At 66.5% G+C, this 16742-nt stretch carries 16 protein-coding genes; 3 read left to right on the top strand and 13 right to left on the bottom strand.

Annotated elements, in window-relative coordinates; genetic code table 11:
- From QOL79_RS06935 to QOL79_RS06900, 8 genes are all read right to left on the bottom strand, one after another.
- Nucleotides 1-1479, bottom strand: a complete 1479-nt coding sequence (locus QOL79_RS06935; protein ID WP_283419091.1) for a 2-hydroxymuconic semialdehyde dehydrogenase — start codon at nt 1477-1479, stop codon at nt 1-3.
- Entirely contained in the window at nt 1476-2303 is an 828-nt protein-coding gene (locus tag QOL79_RS06930) for an alpha/beta fold hydrolase (RefSeq protein WP_283419090.1), read from the bottom strand. Before QOL79_RS06930 ends, QOL79_RS06935 begins: the two co-directional genes overlap by 4 nt.
- Nucleotides 2303-3052: an ABC transporter ATP-binding protein gene (locus QOL79_RS06925; protein ID WP_283419089.1), complete on the bottom strand. Its 750-nt coding sequence runs from the start codon at nt 3050-3052 to the stop codon at nt 2303-2305. The genes QOL79_RS06930 and QOL79_RS06925 overlap by 1 nt, the downstream gene beginning before the upstream one ends.
- A complete protein-coding gene (locus tag QOL79_RS06920; protein ID WP_283419088.1) occupies nt 3049-3801 on the bottom strand; it encodes an ABC transporter permease in 753 nt (250 codons plus the stop codon). Before QOL79_RS06920 ends, QOL79_RS06925 begins: the two co-directional genes overlap by 4 nt.
- Entirely contained in the window at nt 3798-4367 is a 570-nt protein-coding gene (locus QOL79_RS06915) for a VOC family protein (RefSeq protein ID WP_283419087.1), read from the bottom strand. Before QOL79_RS06915 ends, QOL79_RS06920 begins: the two co-directional genes overlap by 4 nt.
- Nucleotides 4364-5407 carry an ABC transporter substrate-binding protein gene (locus QOL79_RS06910; RefSeq protein WP_283419086.1) on the bottom strand — a complete coding sequence of 348 codons (1044 nt, stop codon included), beginning with the start codon at nt 5405-5407 and terminating at the stop codon, nt 4364-4366. Before QOL79_RS06910 ends, QOL79_RS06915 begins: the two co-directional genes overlap by 4 nt.
- A gap of 5 nt (nt 5408-5412) precedes the next feature.
- Entirely contained in the window at nt 5413-6327 is a 915-nt protein-coding gene (locus tag QOL79_RS06905) for a fumarylacetoacetate hydrolase family protein (RefSeq protein WP_283419085.1), read from the bottom strand.
- A 168-nt stretch (nt 6328-6495) separates the two neighbouring features.
- On the bottom strand, nt 6496-7323 hold the full coding sequence (locus tag QOL79_RS06900) for a sulfite exporter TauE/SafE family protein (RefSeq protein ID WP_283419084.1): 828 nt from the start codon (nt 7321-7323) through the stop codon (nt 6496-6498).
- A gap of 187 nt (nt 7324-7510) precedes the next feature.
- On the opposite strand from QOL79_RS06900, the gene QOL79_RS06895 reads away from it, so the two are divergent.
- Both QOL79_RS06895 and QOL79_RS06890 read left to right on the top strand, forming a co-directional pair.
- The gene (locus QOL79_RS06895) at nt 7511-8314 is read left to right on the top strand and encodes an aspartate dehydrogenase (RefSeq protein ID WP_283419083.1); all 804 of its coding nucleotides are present in this window, start codon (nt 7511-7513) and stop codon (nt 8312-8314) included.
- A gap of 13 nt (nt 8315-8327) precedes the next feature.
- Nucleotides 8328-8774 (top strand): VOC family protein, encoded by a 447-nt coding sequence (locus tag QOL79_RS06890; protein ID WP_058454809.1) that lies wholly within the window; start codon nt 8328-8330, stop codon nt 8772-8774.
- A 78-nt stretch (nt 8775-8852) separates the two neighbouring features.
- Here QOL79_RS06890 and QOL79_RS06885 read toward each other — a convergent pair whose 3' ends face one another.
- Nucleotides 8853-9869 (bottom strand): amidohydrolase family protein, encoded by a 1017-nt coding sequence (locus tag QOL79_RS06885; RefSeq protein WP_283419082.1) that lies wholly within the window; start codon nt 9867-9869, stop codon nt 8853-8855.
- A gap of 161 nt (nt 9870-10030) precedes the next feature.
- On the opposite strand from QOL79_RS06885, the gene QOL79_RS06880 reads away from it, so the two are divergent.
- Nucleotides 10031-11023, top strand: a complete 993-nt coding sequence (locus QOL79_RS06880) for a LysR family transcriptional regulator (RefSeq protein WP_058454810.1) — start codon at nt 10031-10033, stop codon at nt 11021-11023.
- Here QOL79_RS06880 and QOL79_RS06875 read toward each other — a convergent pair.
- The 4 genes from QOL79_RS06875 to QOL79_RS06860 are packed head-to-tail and all read right to left on the bottom strand — an operon-like array spanning nt 10975 to nt 16690.
- Nucleotides 10975-12357 (bottom strand): amino acid permease, encoded by a 1383-nt coding sequence (locus tag QOL79_RS06875; protein ID WP_283419081.1) that lies wholly within the window; start codon nt 12355-12357, stop codon nt 10975-10977. The two genes, QOL79_RS06880 and QOL79_RS06875, sit on opposite strands and share 49 nt — an antisense overlap.
- A gap of 22 nt (nt 12358-12379) precedes the next feature.
- Nucleotides 12380-13633, bottom strand: coding sequence for a kynureninase (gene kynU, locus QOL79_RS06870; protein ID WP_283419080.1), 1254 nt, complete (start codon nt 13631-13633; stop codon nt 12380-12382).
- The gene (locus QOL79_RS06865; protein ID WP_283419079.1) at nt 13623-15065 is read right to left on the bottom strand and encodes an aldehyde dehydrogenase family protein; all 1443 of its coding nucleotides are present in this window, start codon (nt 15063-15065) and stop codon (nt 13623-13625) included. Before QOL79_RS06865 ends, kynU begins: the two co-directional genes overlap by 11 nt.
- On the bottom strand, nt 15062-16690 hold the full coding sequence (locus QOL79_RS06860; RefSeq protein WP_283419078.1) for a thiamine pyrophosphate-binding protein: 1629 nt from the start codon (nt 16688-16690) through the stop codon (nt 15062-15064). Before QOL79_RS06860 ends, QOL79_RS06865 begins: the two co-directional genes overlap by 4 nt.
- Nucleotides 16691-16742 lie beyond the last annotated feature (52 nt).

Here is a 16742-nt window from a genome sequence, read left to right as displayed (position 1 = left end):
TTACAGTTTTACGCAGATATTGGTCGGCTCCGAATAGAAGCCCAGCGAATGTTCGCCGCCTTCGCGCCCGATGCCCGAGAGCTTCATCCCGCCGAAGGGTGTGCGGAGGTCGCGCAGGAACCATTCGTTGACCCAGACGATCCCCGTTTCCATCTGCGCCGCGACGCGGTGCGCGCGCCCGACGTCGCGCGTCCAGATCGCCGCGGCGAGACCATAGTCGGTGTCGTTGGCGAGCTCGATCGCCTCGTCCTCGCGGTCGAAGGGTGCGATGTGGCAGACGGGACCGAAAATCTCCTCGCGCACGCAGCGCGCATCGGGCCCGAGCCCGGTCAGGATCGTCGGCTCGACAAACGCACCATGCGCTAGCGGGCCACCGAGTTCGGGAACCCCGCCCCCGGTCACCACAGTCGCCCCCTCTTCACGCGCCAAGGCATAATAGGAGAGCACCTTCTCCCGGTGATCGTGCGAGATCAGCGGCCCCATGTCGGCGCCCGACCAGGGATCGCCGACGGTGAGCGCCCTCGCGCGTTCGGCGAGCGCGGCGACGAAGCGGTCGAAGATCGGCCGCTCGACATAGACGCGCTCGGTGCAGAGGCACACTTGCCCGCAGTTCGAGAAGACCGAGCGCACCGTCCCTGCGACCGCCTCGTCGAAATCGCAGTCGGCGAAGACGAGCGCGGCATTCTTGCCGCCGAGTTCGAACGACACGGGTTTCACGCCCGCAGCCGCGACGCGCATGATCGCACCGCCGGTGGCGGACTCACCGGTGAAGGTGATCGCGTCGATATCGGGATTCGCGGTCAGCCATTCGCCGGTGGACTTCGCCCCGAAACCGTGGACGAGGTTGAAGACCCCCGGCGGCACGCCCGCCGCATCCATCACCTCGGCGAGCAGGGTCGCGGTCGAGGGCGTCTCCTCGCTCGGCTTGACGACGACGACATTGCCGCACGCGAGTGCGGGCGCGACCTTCCACGTCATAAGGAGCAGCGGCAGGTTCCAGGGCGAAACGATCGCAACAACCCCTAGCGGCCGCGCGATCGCATAGTTGATCGCGCTGCGCCCGTCGGCAAGGTCGGTACGGAAACTCGGCATCGCGCGCGCCTCGGCAATCGCGGCGAAGGCGCGGAAATTGGCGGCGCCGCGCGGAATGTCGATCGTCCGCGCCTGATGCAGCGACTTGCCGGTGTCGGCGATCTCGGCGGCGGCGAATTCGTCGAAGCGTGCCTCGACCCCCTCGGCAACGCGGACAAGCAGCTTGCAGCGCTCGGCCTGCGACATCCTGCCCCACGGCCCCTTGAGCGCCGCGCGCCCGGCAGCGACGGCGCGGTCCACGAGGTCGCGGCTCGCGAGCGATACGCGGGCCGCGACGCTGCCATCGACAGGGTTCACATTGTCGAACCAGCCATCGCCCTCGACGAAAGCGCCGTCGACATAGTTCAGCACCGGGCGCTCAGAGAAGGGATAGGCAGCGCCGGTCATGCCGCACCCCCGACCGGAACATAGCCCGCGGCATTGCTATGCGCAGCGCCTGCCGTGCCGACATGGCCAGCCATCTGGAGCAGCGACAATATGGTGTCGTTGAACTGCATCGGCGCTTCGAGGAACGCCGAATGCCCCGCCTCATTGACCTCGACGAGGAAGGAGCCAGGCACTTCGGCCTGCGCGAGTCGCACCGCCTCGATCGGGAAAAGGATGTCGTCGACGCCCGCAAGGAAGAGGATCGGGAAGCCCTTGCCGCCGAGCTCGGCGGCAGGACGCGCATCGAAGCTGCCGGTCAGGCTGTGCCGGTCGACGGCGTTGAAGCTCGCGATCTGGCGATAGAGCACCGCCAGCTCGGGTGGCGCCCCCGCCCCGAGCACGCGTTCTATCTGGCCGAGCGTCGTGGCCTTCGCGCGCGCCGCGTCCATGATCGCCTTGACCTGCGCACTCTCGGCAATGCCATGAAGACTGTCGCAGATCGCGAGCGCGGCGACGCGGCCGGGCGCACGATGAGCGAAGCCGATGCAGGTGCCCGCGCCCATCGACTGGCCGACGAGCGCCGCTTTCTCCACGCCGAGATGATCGAGCAGCGCGGCCAGATCGTCGATAAAGGCGTCGCGCCCGCGCCCGTCGAGATCACGCGACAGCCCGAAACCGCGATGGTCGAAGGTGATGACGCGGTTCGACCGCGACAGGGTATCGATCTGGCGATACCAGATCGCATGATTGCCGCCGATCCCGTGCGCCAGCACGACCGCTGGTCCTTCGCCAAGCGCCTGCCAATATATCTCGGCGCCCGCGGTCGCCAGCACACCGCTTTCCATCACGCTACCCCCATCAATTTGCTGAGCCGCACGACATAGTCGCCGAACGCCGGATCCTCGCGCGTGGCGCTGGGATCGCGCGGGCGCGGCAGGTCGATGCGGACATCCTCGATAATCGTCCCGGGCCGCTCCGACATCACGAGCACGCGGTCGGAGAGCAGCACCGCTTCCGAAATGCTGTGGGTGACGAGCAGCACCGTCTTGCGGTCGCGCTGCCAGATGCGGAGCAGCTCCATGTTGAGCCGGTCGCGCGTCAGCGCGTCGAGTGCCCCGAAGGGCTCGTCCATCAGCAAAACCTGCGGGTCGCGGGCGAGCGCCTGCCCGATCGCGACACGGTGACGCATCCCGCCCGAGAGTTCGCTGGGATAGCTCGCTTCGAAGCCGGTGAGGCCCAGCGTCTCGACGAGCGCAGCGATCGCCGCTTCGTCGGGACGTCGCGCCTGCCGGTCGAGATCGACGCCGAGCAGCAGATTGTCGCGAACTGTGAGCCAGGGCAGCAGGTTCGAGGTCTGGAAGACGAAGCCCATTTCGGCGGTCGGCGCGGTGACCTCGGCCCCGCCGAAGCGGATATGACCTTGCTCGAAGGGGACCAGCCCCGCGATCAGGCGCAGCAGCGTGCTCTTTCCGCAGCCCGAGGGGCCGAGGATCGAGACGAATTCCGCGGCGCCGATCTCGGCACTGACGTCTTTCAATACCTGGAGGCCACCGAACAGCTTGCCCGCGCCGGAGAGAGAGATCACCGATTTCATGCTGCGCGCCACCAGATGAAGCGTTCCCAATAGGCGACGCCGTAGAAGAGAAGAAGCGACAGGACCGTCACCGCGATCAGCGCCGCGAAGGTCAAGGTCGTGTGCCCGGATCCCGATGCGGTCAGGATGAGATTGCCGAGCCCGTCGTTCGATCCGACGAATTCGCCGACCACCGCGCCGATCACCGCGAGCGGCATCGCAACCTTGCAGCCGTCGAGGAAGCTCGGCAGCGCGGCGGGAACACGGAGGCGCCAGAAGCTATGCATCGGCGTCGCGCGGAGCGCGCGGAAATGCTCCTCAAGATGCGCGGGCGTGCTGGCGAGCCCGCCGAGCGTCGCGATGATGATCGGGAAGAACGCGAAGAGGAACGCCATGATCAGCTTCGACGCAAGGCCATAGCCGCACCAGACCACGATCAGCGGCGCCAGCCCGATTTTCGGGATGCTCTGCAGCGCGACGAACAGCGGATAGACGGTCCGTTTCGCGGTGGGCGAGAAATAGATCAGCGCCGCGATCGGCACGCCGAGCGCCACCGCGATGAGGAAGCCCCAGAAAACCTCGGTCAGCGTGACGAGGCTCTGCGACAGGATCGCGCCGCGCGATGCCCAAAGCTCGCCGAGGATCGCGCTCGGCGGCGGCAGCAGATAGGATTGGACGCCCGACCAGCGAACGCCATATTCCCATGCCAGCCCGAGCGCGAGGAAGAAGCCCGCGCTGATCGCCGTATCGCGATTGAACCATCTGCTCACGCGTCGCCCTCCCTCTTTTCGGCCGCGTCCAGCAGCGCCTGGATGCGCGCCGGTGGCGGCACGAGGAAGCGATCGAGATGCCAGCGGTCGAAGGTTTCGAGGTCCTTCCCGTCCCACACCGACGGCTCATACGGGCTGTCGGCGGTGATCTGCGTCATGTCGGTGTAAAATTCGACATTGTTGCCGTCGGGGTCGCGGAAGACGAGGAAGCTATTCGCCCCCGGCCCGTGCTTGCCAATGCCGCGGTCGATCGGGATGCCGCGCGCGATCAGCATCGCGGCGACCCTTTCCATCTCCTCGATCGTTTCGAGGCGGTAGGAGAAATGCTCGACCGCCGGGTAGTGCCCCTCGGGTGCAGCACCATGTCCTGGCGGAAGCTGGAGCAGCGCAAGATCGTGATGATCCGCGCTGGCCCGCAAAAAGACCATGTTATGATCGATCCAGTCGGACACCTCGAGCCCCATCACCTCGGTGTAGAAAGCAAGGCTGCGGTCGATGTCGCGCACCTTGAGCACGAGGTGGCCGAGCCGCGTCGGACGCGGGCGGTAGGAAGCAGGATCGGTCATGGCTGGTTTCCCATCGGAACGAAGGCGTTCGTGAAGAGCTGCGGCGCCTGATCGAAGCCCTGAAGCTGGCCGCTCGCCTGCAGATAGGCGACCGTGCGCTCGACCTTTTCGGGTTTCAGGCGAAGCGATCCGCCCTCGGCCGTCATCAGTTCGGCGGTCTCGCGGATCTGGCGCTCGGTCACCGCCTCGTCGAGCAAGGGATAGGCTTTGCGGATGATCGCGAGCGCCGCCTTGGGGTCGCGCGCGGCGTCGGCATAGCCGCGATAGGCGGCCTTCAGAAAGGCACGCACCAGTTCGGGATCCTTCTCGATCAGCGCGTCCCGCGTCGCGAAGCCGCTGCCGTAGACGTCGAGCCCGTAGTCGGCGTAGCCGATGCGCCCGATCGTCACGCCCTTCGCCTTCGCCGCCTTGTCGAACAGCGCAAGCGAATTGCCGAGCCAGCATTCGGCGGCGTCGATCCGTCCCTCGACGAGCGACGAGACGACGATCGCGGGGTCGAGCTGGATCCGTTCGACGCGCGCGGGATCGACGCCATTGGCCTGGAGCCAAGCTGGAAGCAGCGCCTGGATCATCGAGCTTTGCCCTGCACCGAAACGCAGCCCCGCAAGGTCGGCCGGCCTTTCGATCCGGTGGCGTTCCTTGACGAAGCAGGCGCCGGCGGGAAGCCGCATGTTGATACCGCCGATCATCCGCACCTTGCCGCCCTTCGAACGATTGAGCGCGACCGACAGCGGGTCGATATAGGCGAATTCGAACATGCCCTGATCGAGCTCGTTCGCGGTGCGCATCCCGCCAAAGCCGCGCACCGGTTCGACGTTGATCCCCGCTTCGGCGAAATAGCCCTTGTCGATCGCGACGAAGATGCCCGCCATGCTGCCCTGCGGCAGCCAGGCCATGTTGAACTGCACGTTGCGTGTGTCTTCCGCCTGCTTTGCGGCTTGCGGCGTGTTGCCGCCGAAGGCGCTCCACAGGGTCAGCGCGGCGACCGCCGCGACGACGAGCAGCGGGACGATCAGCGATCGGCGATGAAAGGCGACCATCTCACTCACCCCCTCGGCAGGTGCGGCGCGGCGACGGGGTTGCGCAGCTCGCCGATCCCCTCGACCCACGCATCCATGACGTCGCCATCCTTCAGGAAGACGCCCCGCCCCATTCCGACCCCGGCGGGCGTCCCCGACGCGATCAGGTCGCCGGCACGAAGTTCGAGGATCGTCGAGAGATAGGCGATCTGTTCGTAGATGTTGAAGATCATCTCGGACGTATTGCCGTCCTGCATCGCCTCGCCATTGACCTTGAGGCCAAGGCGGATGTCGTGCGGATCGCCGAGGCAGTCGCGCGGCACAAACACCGGGCCCAAGGGCGTGAAGCTGTCGAAGCTCTTGCCGCGGAACCAGTCGTGCGAGAAGGGAAAGTCGGTCCGCCGGGTGCGGTCGCGCGCCGACACGTCGTTGACGATCGTATAGCCGGCAATCAGATCGTGGGCGGCATCCACGGCGACATTCTTGCCCGGCTTGCCGAGCACGACACCCAGCTCGACCTCCCAGTCGGGACGCGAGACCTGCGGCGGCACCACGACCGTATCGCCCGGCCCGACAACACTCTCTATCGTCTTCAAGAAGATATAGGGCTCGCTCTCGGCCTTCGCGGCGAGCTTGGTCTGCATTTCCTCGGCATGTTCGATGAAATTCGACGCGGCGGCGAAGATGCGGCGCGGCTCGAACGGCGCGACAAGCTTCGGCGCGTCGAGCGCCGCCGAGGAACCGCCCACCGCGCTGGCGAGCGCGAAAAAGCCGTCACGGCGCGCGTCCCAGTCGCGGATGATCGTGGTGACGTCCCCCGCAACGGCAGAATAGCCGTGCGCCGCCGCGGCATCGACGAGATCGTGAAAGGCGTCACCGACCTGGATCGTGGGGCGCGGGCCTTCGGCCGTGGCGCGAGTGGCAAGGGCAAACCGGGTCATGCGTCGATCTTTCTTTCCAGTGGAATGGGCGAACGCCGGCGATGCGCAGCCGAGCGCGATGGCGCCCCCGATCTGCGCGAGCGCGGCGCGGCGATCCAATATGCGTTGCGCATAGAGCGGGCCGATTTTCTTATAGGGCGGGTTTTTGCGGGGCCTGGGCATCGCATCTCACCCGAACGCCCTGAGCAGCATCCGCACCGCGACGACGGTCAGGAACAGGCCGAACATCAGGCTCAACTGCCGCTTCGACAGCGCATGGGCGATCCGTGCGCCGAGCGGTGCCGTCAGGTACGAAACCGGCGCTATGATCGCGAGGCCGATCAGGTTGACATAGCCGAGGCTGCCCGGCGGCAATCCCTCGACATTCCAGCCGGTGACAATGAAGGCGACGGTCGCGGGCGCACTGATCATCAGACCGAACAGCGCCGCCGTGCCGACCGCGCGATGGATCGGGACGTTGAACAGCGTCATTACGGGCACGCTGAGCGTGCCGCCGCCGATCCCCATCATGCTCGATATACCGCCGATCGCGAAGGGAATGAACTGGCCGCCCGCACCGCCCGGCACCGCTTCGGCAATATGCTTGCCCTCAAGCGGCAAGAGCATCTTGATCGCGACGAGCAGCGCAACGATCCCGAACACCGCCGACAGCGTATCGCCCGAGGCGCGCGAGGCCAGGATGACCCCGGCGATCGCGCCGAGAAAGATCGCAATGCCCCAGCGTTTCAGCTGGTCGTGATCGACCGCGCCCTTCGCTTCGTGCGCGCGCGACGAGGAGATGGCAGTGGGGATGATCGTCGCGAGCGAGGTCGCGACGGTAACATGCATCCGAATGTCGGAATCGATCCCGAGCGACGACAGAACAAGGTCGAGAACCGGGACGATCACGATGCCGCCGCCGACACCGAGCATGCCGGCGATCACGCCGCCTGCCGCGCCGGTGACGAGCATCATCGCCGCGAGCGTCAGCATTTCCCCGTCCAGCACATCCAGCATCGGCTTCCCCCAAAGGTCGGCCTTGCTTGTGCGTCGCACTGCATATGCGGTCAAAGATAGAAATGTGGGATATCTATAATCAAATTTATATATCTAACCCCAACCGCTTTCTTTATATGATTTTGGAAATAGCGCCCCCGCCAATCAATATTATCCTGTATATGGCGAACACCGTAGCGCGGTCGGCATGACACAAGTGGGCATCGCCGGATTCGGCACCATCGGCCGCGTCGTCGCGCGCCATATCGAAGCAGGCGGGCCGCCGCTGACCCTCGCCGCCGTATCGGCGGGCGACCGCGCGCGCGCCGAAGCCGCGATGACCGCGTTGAAAGGTCCGGTGCCGGTCGTCGGCACCGAAGAGCTTGTCGCGCTGTCCGACGTTGTCGTCGACAGTGCACCGACGGCGGCCTTTCGCGATATCGCCACCGCGACGCTTGCCGCTGGCAAGACGCTGGTCACGGTCAGCGGCGCGGCGCTGATGCAATGGCCCGAGGCGATCGATATCGCACGCGATCATGGCGGGCGCATCGTCCTTGCCACCGGCGCCCTGCTTGGCCTCGATGCCGTCCGCGCCGCCGCGATCGGCACGATCCACTCGGTGACGATGGTGACGCGCAAGCCGGTAAAGTCGCTGGTCAAGGCCGAGCATGTCGTGCGCAACAACATCGACCTCACCGCCCTCGCCGAACCGCTCAAGATCTTCGAGGGCAGCGCGCGCGAGGGCGCCATCGCCTTTCCCGCCAACGTCAATGTTGCAGCGGCGCTCGGCCTCGCGGGCATCGGCCCCGACCGGACGCGGCTCGAAATCTGGGCCGACCCCGCGCTCGAACGTAACACGCACCGCATCGTCGTCGATTCCGACAGCGCGCGCCTCGAACTCGCGATCGAGAATATTCCCACTGTCGAGAACCCCGGCACCGGCCGGATCACCGCGCAAAGCATCGTCGCCGCGCTCCACGATCTCGTCAGCCCCATCCGCATCGGAACCTAGAAAGGCCAAACCCATGACCACCCGTCTCCGCCACGTCGCGATCGCATCCGCCGACCCAGACAATTCGGTCGGCTTCTTCACCGACGTGCTCGGCTGGACCCTCGCCGGCAAGATCGATAGCCGCAATGCGCGCGGCTATTATGTGACCGACGGCCACATCAATATCGCGCTGCTCTGCTTCAAGAACCGCCCCGCCGCCGGGATGGAGTTTCCCGAGGGCTACACGGGGCTGCACCACATCGGCTTTCAGTGCGACGACATCGCTGCGGTCGTCGAGCGCTTCGAAAATTCGGGCTACGCGCCGCGCCACGACGTCAATCTGGCACAGGGTCTTGGCAAGAATCCGGCGAAGGACAACGCCGAATACAAGATGACCGGGCCGGAGAATGTGATGGTCGACGTTTCCGAACGCGGCTGGGCCGGGACCGAGAGCTTCAAGGGCGCGCCGCCGGCCGCCTGACAGGCGCGGCCTCCCCCTCGAAACTCGAAGGCCGCCGTAGCATCGCTCCGGCGGCCTTTCCTTGTTCGCTGCTGAGGTTCAAAGATTCAGGAAGGCGCGCGAATTGCCGCTGAAGATCTTCGCCTTCTGTGCCGCGGTCAGCCCGTTATGCCCGCGCACCAGCGCGCCTATGTCCTGCTCGCCGAGCGGAAACGGATGGTCGGAGCCCAGAAGCACGCGATCCTCGCCCATGACGTCGATCAGCAGGCTCAGTGCGCGCGGATCGAAAACCGCTGAGTCGACGAAGAAACGGTCGACGTAGCTCGAGGGCGGATTGGGGCAGTCGGCGCGGACGATGTCGCGATATTTCCACGCATTCTCGACCCGCCCGAGCAGGAAGGCGAAGCTGCCGCCGCCATGGCCGAAACAGATGCGCAGGCTCTTGGGCAAGCGATCGAAAGCACCTGACAGGATCAGCGACAGGATCGACAATTGCGTCTCGGCGGGCATCGCGACGAGCCAGGGCAGCATATATTTGGGCATCCGCTCGCGCGCCATCATGTCCCACGGATGGACCAGCACCGCGGCGCCGATCTCGGCGCAATGCGTCAGGAAGGTCAGGATGCCCTCGTCGTCGAGGTTGCGCAGCCCCATATGGTTGCCGATCTGGACCCCCAGATGACCGCTCTCCATCGCCCGGCTCGCTTCGGCGCACGACAGCTCGATGTCCTGCAAGGGCACCTGCGCCAGCGCCTTCATCCGGCTCGGCGCATGGCTGCAAAAGACCAGCGCCTCGTCGTTGAAGCGGCGCGCGCAGTCGAGCGCCAGACCGGCCGGGCGGCTGTAGCCGAACATGATCGGGGTCGCGCAGATGATCTGGAGGTCGATGCCCTGCTCGTCGAGCGCCTCGACCCGGCGCGCCGGATCCCAGAGAATATCGTCGACCGGGCGGAACTCCTTGTCGCCCTGCATGATGAAGCCCTTCCCCGCCCCATCGTCACGCAGCCAGGGCAGTCCCTCCGCCTGCGCACGCGCGCGATAGGCCGCGTCCATCGCGGGAAAGAAGTGGCTGTGCATGTCGATCACCGCCGCCTGCCTTGCGCCATCGTCCGTCATGATTGTCGCCGCACCCCTGTCCCATGGTCATCCCGTCGGTCGCCGATGCGCGCGGGTCATGAGGGTGAGTAACCCCGCTCAGCTATCAACTATAATCCAGAGACTTGCCCACGCTATTACAAAAAGGCTATAGCTGTCCCGGACGGGGCGGGAGATGCACGATGCCTAAATTTCACGAGAATTTCCTGCTGAGCCGACTGAAGCTGCGCCAGCTCCGCCTGCTCACCGCGATCGCCGACGAGGGCACGGTTCTCAAGGGGTCGCAGGCGCTGAACATCGCCCAGCCCGCCGCGACGAAAAGCATCAAGGAGCTGGAGGACGCGCTCGGCGTCCAGCTTTTCGAACGCTCGTCGCGCGGTGTGACCCCGACCGATTTCGGCCGCGTGATGATCAAGCACGCCAAGCTGATCCTCGCCCAGCTCCGCCACGCCAGCGAGGAACTGCAATCGCTCGAGGAAGGCCTGTCGGGGCGCGTCCATGTCGGGACGTTGCTCGCGGCGTCGACCTCGCTGCTCCCGCGCGCGCTTGCGCGGCTCCGCGAGCGACGGCCGGGGATCGCGGTGACCGTGGCCGAGGGGACGATCGACCGGCTGATGCCGGGCCTGCGCACCGGCGACATCGATGTCGTGTTGGGACGCCTGCCCGAATATCGCGAACGCGAGGGACTGAGGCAGGAAGTGCTTTATCTCGACACCGTGTCGATCATGGTTCGCGAAGGCCACCCGCTCACGACCCGTGCATCGCTCACCCTCGCCGACCTCGTCGATCAGGCGTGGGTGATGCCGCCGACGCAGACGTCCCTACGTCGCCAGATCGACCAGGCGTTTCGCCACGAAGACCTGGAACCGCCGCTCGACGTGATCGAATCGGTCTCGATCCTGACCAACCACGCCCTGTTGAAAAATACCGACATGCTCGCGGCGATGCCGCATCAGGTTGGCATCGGACAGGCCGGGCTCGTCGCGCTGCCAGTGACGCTCGAAGGCGCGAACTCCAGAATCGGCGCGACGATGCACGCCAATGTCGAGCTATCCGCGGCGGCCGCCTATTTCATGGAGGTCGTCGGTGAGGTCGCTGCGGAGATCCGCGCCGAGCTGGGCCAGGATCAGGACGGGCTCGCCGAGCCGCCCGCCAGTCGCCGCCAGACGAAATAGGCCGCAGTGATCGCGATCAGCCATGGAACGCCCGCGAACACCGCGACCTGCCAGTCGGCGTCGATCGCCATCGTCACCGTGATCGCGCCGAGCAGTCCGAGACCCAAAATCTGCGCATAGGGGAAGAATGGCATCCGCACGGGCAAGCTGCTCGCGTGATGCCGGCGCCGGAACCGCAGGTGGCTGACGAGGATCGCGCTCCACACGAGCAGCCCGCCGAAAAGCACAATCCCGAACAGGTAGTTATAGGCGTAGGGCGTCAGGATCGACAGCGACGCCGCGGCAAGGATGCCGATGCCGGTGACGATCGTCGCGCGCATCGGCACATGCTGCGCGTTGAGTTCGCCGAACGCGCGCGGCGCATAACCGCCGCGCGCCAGCGAAAAGAGCATCCGCGACCCGAGGTAGATGCTGGTATTCATCGCCGACAGCGCCGCCGAGGCGACGACGAAATTCATGATCCCCGCCGCATAGGGGATGCCCGCGCTCGCGAACATCTTCACGAAGGGGCTTTCGGTGACGACCTTCGCCCCCGACTGGGTCCACGGCAGGAAGGCGACAATGATGAAGAGCGCGAGGATGTAGAAGAGGAACAATCGTCCCGCCATCGTGCGCAGCGCGGCAGGAATCGCGGTCTTCGGATCCTTCGCCTCGCTCGCGGTGCCGACCACGAACTCGAGTCCCATGAAAGAGAAGAGCGCCATCAGCACCGCCAGCCACACACCCGAAAAGCCATTGGGCAGGAAACCGCCGGGAAGCCCGGTCACATTGTGCAGGCCGATCGGATCGCCGACGATCCCGGCGATGCGGCTGAGCCCGACGATGATGAAGGCGACGATCGCCGATACCTTGATCACGGTCAGCCAATATTCGACCGAGCCGAAATTATGCACTGCGCGCGTGTTGACCCAGACGACGGTTGCGGCGCTACCGAGCGCCCACATCCACACCGGCATATCGGGGAACCACCAGCCCATATAGATGCCGACCGCGACCGCCTCGCTGCCGATCAGCAGCATCTGCTGGATCCAGTAGGTATAGCGGACGACGAAGCCTGCGAGCGGCCCCAGGTAGATTTCGGCATAGGTGCCGAACGACCCCGCGGTCGGATGGACGACGGCCATTTCGGACAGGCTGAACACCATGATCACCGCGATCAGCGCCGCGATCATATAGCTGACGAGGACGCCCGGCCCGGCATAGCCGATCGCGATGCCCGACCCCATGAACAGGCCGGTGCCGATAGCGCCGCCCAGGCCGATCATGATGATCTGCGCCTTGCTCAGCCCGCGCTCGAGCCCCGCTTCGCGGTCCAGATAGGCCTGTTCTTCCATTTTCGCTCCCCTCGCGCGCCGTTCAGGTGACGGCTTCGCGCGCCTGATATTCGGATTGTTTCCAGATGTCGCCGTCCATGATCGCCACGAGACGGTCGACGGCGTCCCATACATCGACAAAGCGGACATAGAGCGGGGTGAAGCCGAAACGCACCGTATCGGGGGCGCGGAAATCGCCGATCACGCCCGCCGCGATCAGCGCACGCATGATCGGATAACCCTCGACGTGCGCGAAGGATACCTGGCTGCCGCGCGCGGCCGCCTCGCGCGGCGAGGCGAGCGCGAAGCCGTGCCCCGCGCAGCGCGTCTCGACGAGGCGGATGAACAGATCGGTGAGCGCCATCGACTTGGCGCGGATCGCCGCCATGTCGGCTGCCAGATGGATGTCGATCCCGGTTTCGACGAGCGCCATCGACAGGATCGGCTGGGTGCCGATCAGGAACTGGCGAATATCCCGCTGCGGGCGATAGCCGGGTTCGAAAGCGAAGGGCGCGGCGTGACCCCACCAGCCGGTCACGGGCTGCAGCGCCTGTCCCTGGTGCCGCTCCGCCGCGAAGAGGAACGCGGGCGAGCCCGGACCTCCATTCAGATATTTATAGGTGCAGCCGACCGCGAAGTCGGCGCCCGCGCCATTCAGGTCGACCGGCATCGCCCCCGCGCTGTGGCACAAATCCCAGAGCGCGAGCGCGCCCGCGGCATGGGCGCGTTCGGTGATCGCCGCCATGTCGTGGATATGACCCGTCTTGTAGTGGACATGGGTGATCGCGACCGCAATCGTGTCCCCGTCTATGGCGCCCGCAATCTCGTCCTTTTCGCAGAGACGCACCGTCACGCGCCCTCCGGTCACCGCGGCGACGCCCTCTGCGATATAATTGTTGGTCGGGAAATTGCTGCCCTCGAGGATCAGCACGCTGCGGTCGGGGCGCAGCGCGACCGCAGCGGACAGCACCTTGAACAGGTTCTGGCTCGTCGAATCGCAGATCACGACCTCGCCCGGCGCGGCGCCGACCAGCGGCGCCAGCTTGTTGCCGAGGCGCACCGGCAGGTCGAACCACCCGGCGCTGTTCCAGCTCTTGATGAGGTCGATGCCCCATTCGCGCGTCACCACATCCTGCGCGCGCGCCGCTGCCCCCTTCGGCATCGCGCCGAGCGAATTGCCGTCGAGATAGATCATCCCCTCGGGCAGGGCGAAACGGTCGCGCAGCGGCGCCAGGGGGTCGGCGCGATCGAGCGCCGCGCAGGCAGCGCGGTCGAGATTGGCGGCATCAAGCGTCATGAAAACATATCACCTTCGTCTGCGACATTTCGCGCGCGGCGAAGCGCACGCCTTCGCGTCCCATATTGCCCCGCCCTGCTCCGCCGAACGGCATGGCGTCGAGCCGGTAGTCGGTCGAATCATTGACCATCACCCCCGCCGCGCGCAGCCGCCCGGCGGCATGGCGCGCAGTGCGGAGCGATTCGGTGAACACCGCCGCGTGGATCGCATAATCGGCGCGATTGGCCGCATCGATGGCTTCGTCAAGCTCGGCGAAGCGGAACAGGCTGGCGACCGGACCAAAGGCTTCGTCACACGCGACGCGCGCATCGCCCGGAACATTTTCGAGCAGCGTGGGCCGAACCAGCGTCCCCGCCCGCTCGCCGCCTGTCAGGAGCGTCGCCCCGCGCGACACCGCCTCAACCGTCCACGCGACGATCCGCTCGGCCTCCGCTACCCCGATCATCGGACCGACGTCGGTCGCGGGAACGGTGGGGTCGCCGACATGCAGTGCGCGCGCCGCCGCGACCAGCGCATTGCGAAACGCATCGTAGATCGCGTCGTGGACATAGATGCGCTGGACGCCGATGCAATTCTGCCCGGCAGCGCCGAATGCGCCCGATGCGCAGGCGGCGGCAGCCCGTTCGATATCGGCGTCGTCCATCACGATCACCGGCCCGTTGCCGCCGAGTTCCATCGCGAGACGCTTGATCCCGGCAGCGCGGCAGATCGCCTCGCCGACGCGCGCGCCGCCGGTGAAGCTGATCATCGCGACGTCGGCATGACCCGTCAGCGTGTCGCCGAAATCCTCGCCGCGCCCGGTCAGCAGGCAGAGCGCTTCCTCGGGCAGTCCGGCGGCGAGCAACAGCCGCGCCAGCATGATCGCGACGAGCGGCGCCTGTTCGGCAGGCTTCAGTATCACCGCATTGCCTGCGGCGAAGGCCGGACCGAGCTTATGGCAGACGAGGTTGAGCGGATCGTTGAACGGCGTGATCGCTGCGATCACTCCGACGGGCTCATAGACATAATGGCCCGAGCGTGCTTCGCCGCCCGGAAAGCCGTCGAACGCGATCGTCTCGCCCGCGAGCCGTACCGCCTCTTCGGCGGAGAGGCGCAGCGTGTTCACCGCACGCGCCACTTCGTGCCGTGCGCTGCGGATCGGTTTGCCCGTCTCGGACGTGATCGCGGCGGCAAATCGTCCGGCATCGCCTTCGAGCGCGGTTGCGGCGGCATGGAGGATGCGCCCGCGTTCACCGGTCGACAGCAGGCGCATCGCCTCGGCCCCGCGCAGCGCGCTCGCGACGGCGCGCTCGACATGCCCGGCGTCCGCGCAGGCAACTGCGTCGATCGGCCGCCCTGTCCACGGATCGACCACCGCCATCGTCTCGTCCGCCGCCTCCCAGCGACCGTCGATCAGCAGCGATCGGCCCCCGCCCACCGCGGCATGCATCATGGCTTGTCCCTGCGCAGCACCAGTTCGTCATATTCGCGGCTGTCGAGCAGCGCCTCGACGATCACCGGCCCGTCGGCGGCAAAGCCCGCCTCGAGCGCCGCGCGGAACTCGTTGGGATCGCGCGCGACCGTCACCGGAACGCCGAACAGCGACGGGCCGCCGATCGTCCCTTCAGCGCGCACCGGCGTGCCGTAAATCGGGTTCTGTTTCTTTTCCTGCTTGATGCGGATCAGCGCGAGATCATTGTCGGTGAAGATCACGATGACCAGCGGCAGCTTCTCGCGCACCGCGGTCGCCAATTCACCGGCGGTCATCAGGAAGCCGCCATCGCCGAGCACGCAGCACACCGGCGTATCGGGGCGGCTGAGCTTCGCCGCGATCGCGGCAGGAAGTCCGAAGCCCATCGCCGACCAGCCGTTGGTCATGATCTGCGTGCCGGGCTTCGGCGTCCGCCAATGCTGCCCGATCAGATGCGTGTGCGCGCCGACGTCGCAGGTCATGATGCCCTCGTCGGGCAGGACGTCGCGCAGCACATCGAGCGCGGCGCAGGGACCGAACGGCCCGTCGCGGCCGACTAGTCTGGCGAACATCGCCGCCTTGCGCTCCGCAAGTGCCAGGAGATCCCATGCCTTCGGCCCGGCCGGCAGCGCGAGCAGCGCGTCGAGCGCTGGGGCGATCGTCCCGACAACCTCGGCAACGACGGGATGCATGTCGCGATCGATATCGGCGGGGACGACGTCGATGCTCGCAAGCGCCAGCCCGTCCTTCATCCAGCTTTCATAATTGAACTCGATCGGGTCATAGCCGACCGCGACGACCAGATCGGCCTCGGCATGGGTTTTCCCGACCATGTCGGACAGCGCATGGAACAGCACGCCGGCATAGTTGGGGTGATCCTCGGCCACCATGCCCTTCGCCATCGGGGTCAGCAGCACCGGCAGGCCAAAACGCTCGGCGAGCGCGACGATGCGGTCCTCGACCCGCGCATGGACGGCGCCGAGGCCGATTGCCAGAACGGGTTTTTCGGCCACCGTGAAAGCGGCGACCAGCGCATCGATGTCGGCCGTTGCGGGAGCAGGCACGGGATCGGCAGCAATCGTGCCGATGGTCGCCGCCTCGACCGCATCCGCGCTCATGCCCTGCGGCAGCCCGACGTGGACCGCGCCGGGACGGCCCGACAGCGCGATGCGCGCGGCATCGGCAAGCGTCGCCACCGCGCCGTCGGCCTCGATCCGCATCGTCGTCTTGGTGAGCGGCGCGAACAGCGCCTGATGGTCGATCGCCATCTGTACCGTTCGGCCGCGCAGCGATGCGGGCATTTCGTCGGTCAGCGCGATCATCGGCGAGCGGTCGAGCGTTGCCCCGCCGACCCCCGTCGCGAGGTTGGTCGCACCGGGCCCAAAGGTGCCGAAGCAGACGCCGGGCACGCCGGTCAGCCGGCCGCAGACGTCCGCCATGAAGCCCGCGCCGCCCTCGTGGCTCGTCAGCACGAAGTCGATGCCGTCGGTGGTGCGGATCGCCTCCATATAGTCGACCCAGCCGCCGCTCGGCACGCCGAACACATGGCGCACGCCCATGTCGCGGAGCGCGCCCACGACATTGCGGGCAACATTGGTCGATTTCATGCGCGATCCTTCATGCAAGAGCCGTTCTGGCAATCGGCCTAGGCGCGTCCGC

This window comes from Sphingopyxis sp. Geo48 (assembly GCF_949769155.1).
In the GTDB taxonomy this organism is placed as follows: Bacteria; Pseudomonadota; Alphaproteobacteria; order Sphingomonadales; family Sphingomonadaceae; genus Sphingopyxis.
Note: the sequence above shows the minus strand (reverse complement) of the source record. Positions and strands in the feature narration are given on the sequence as shown.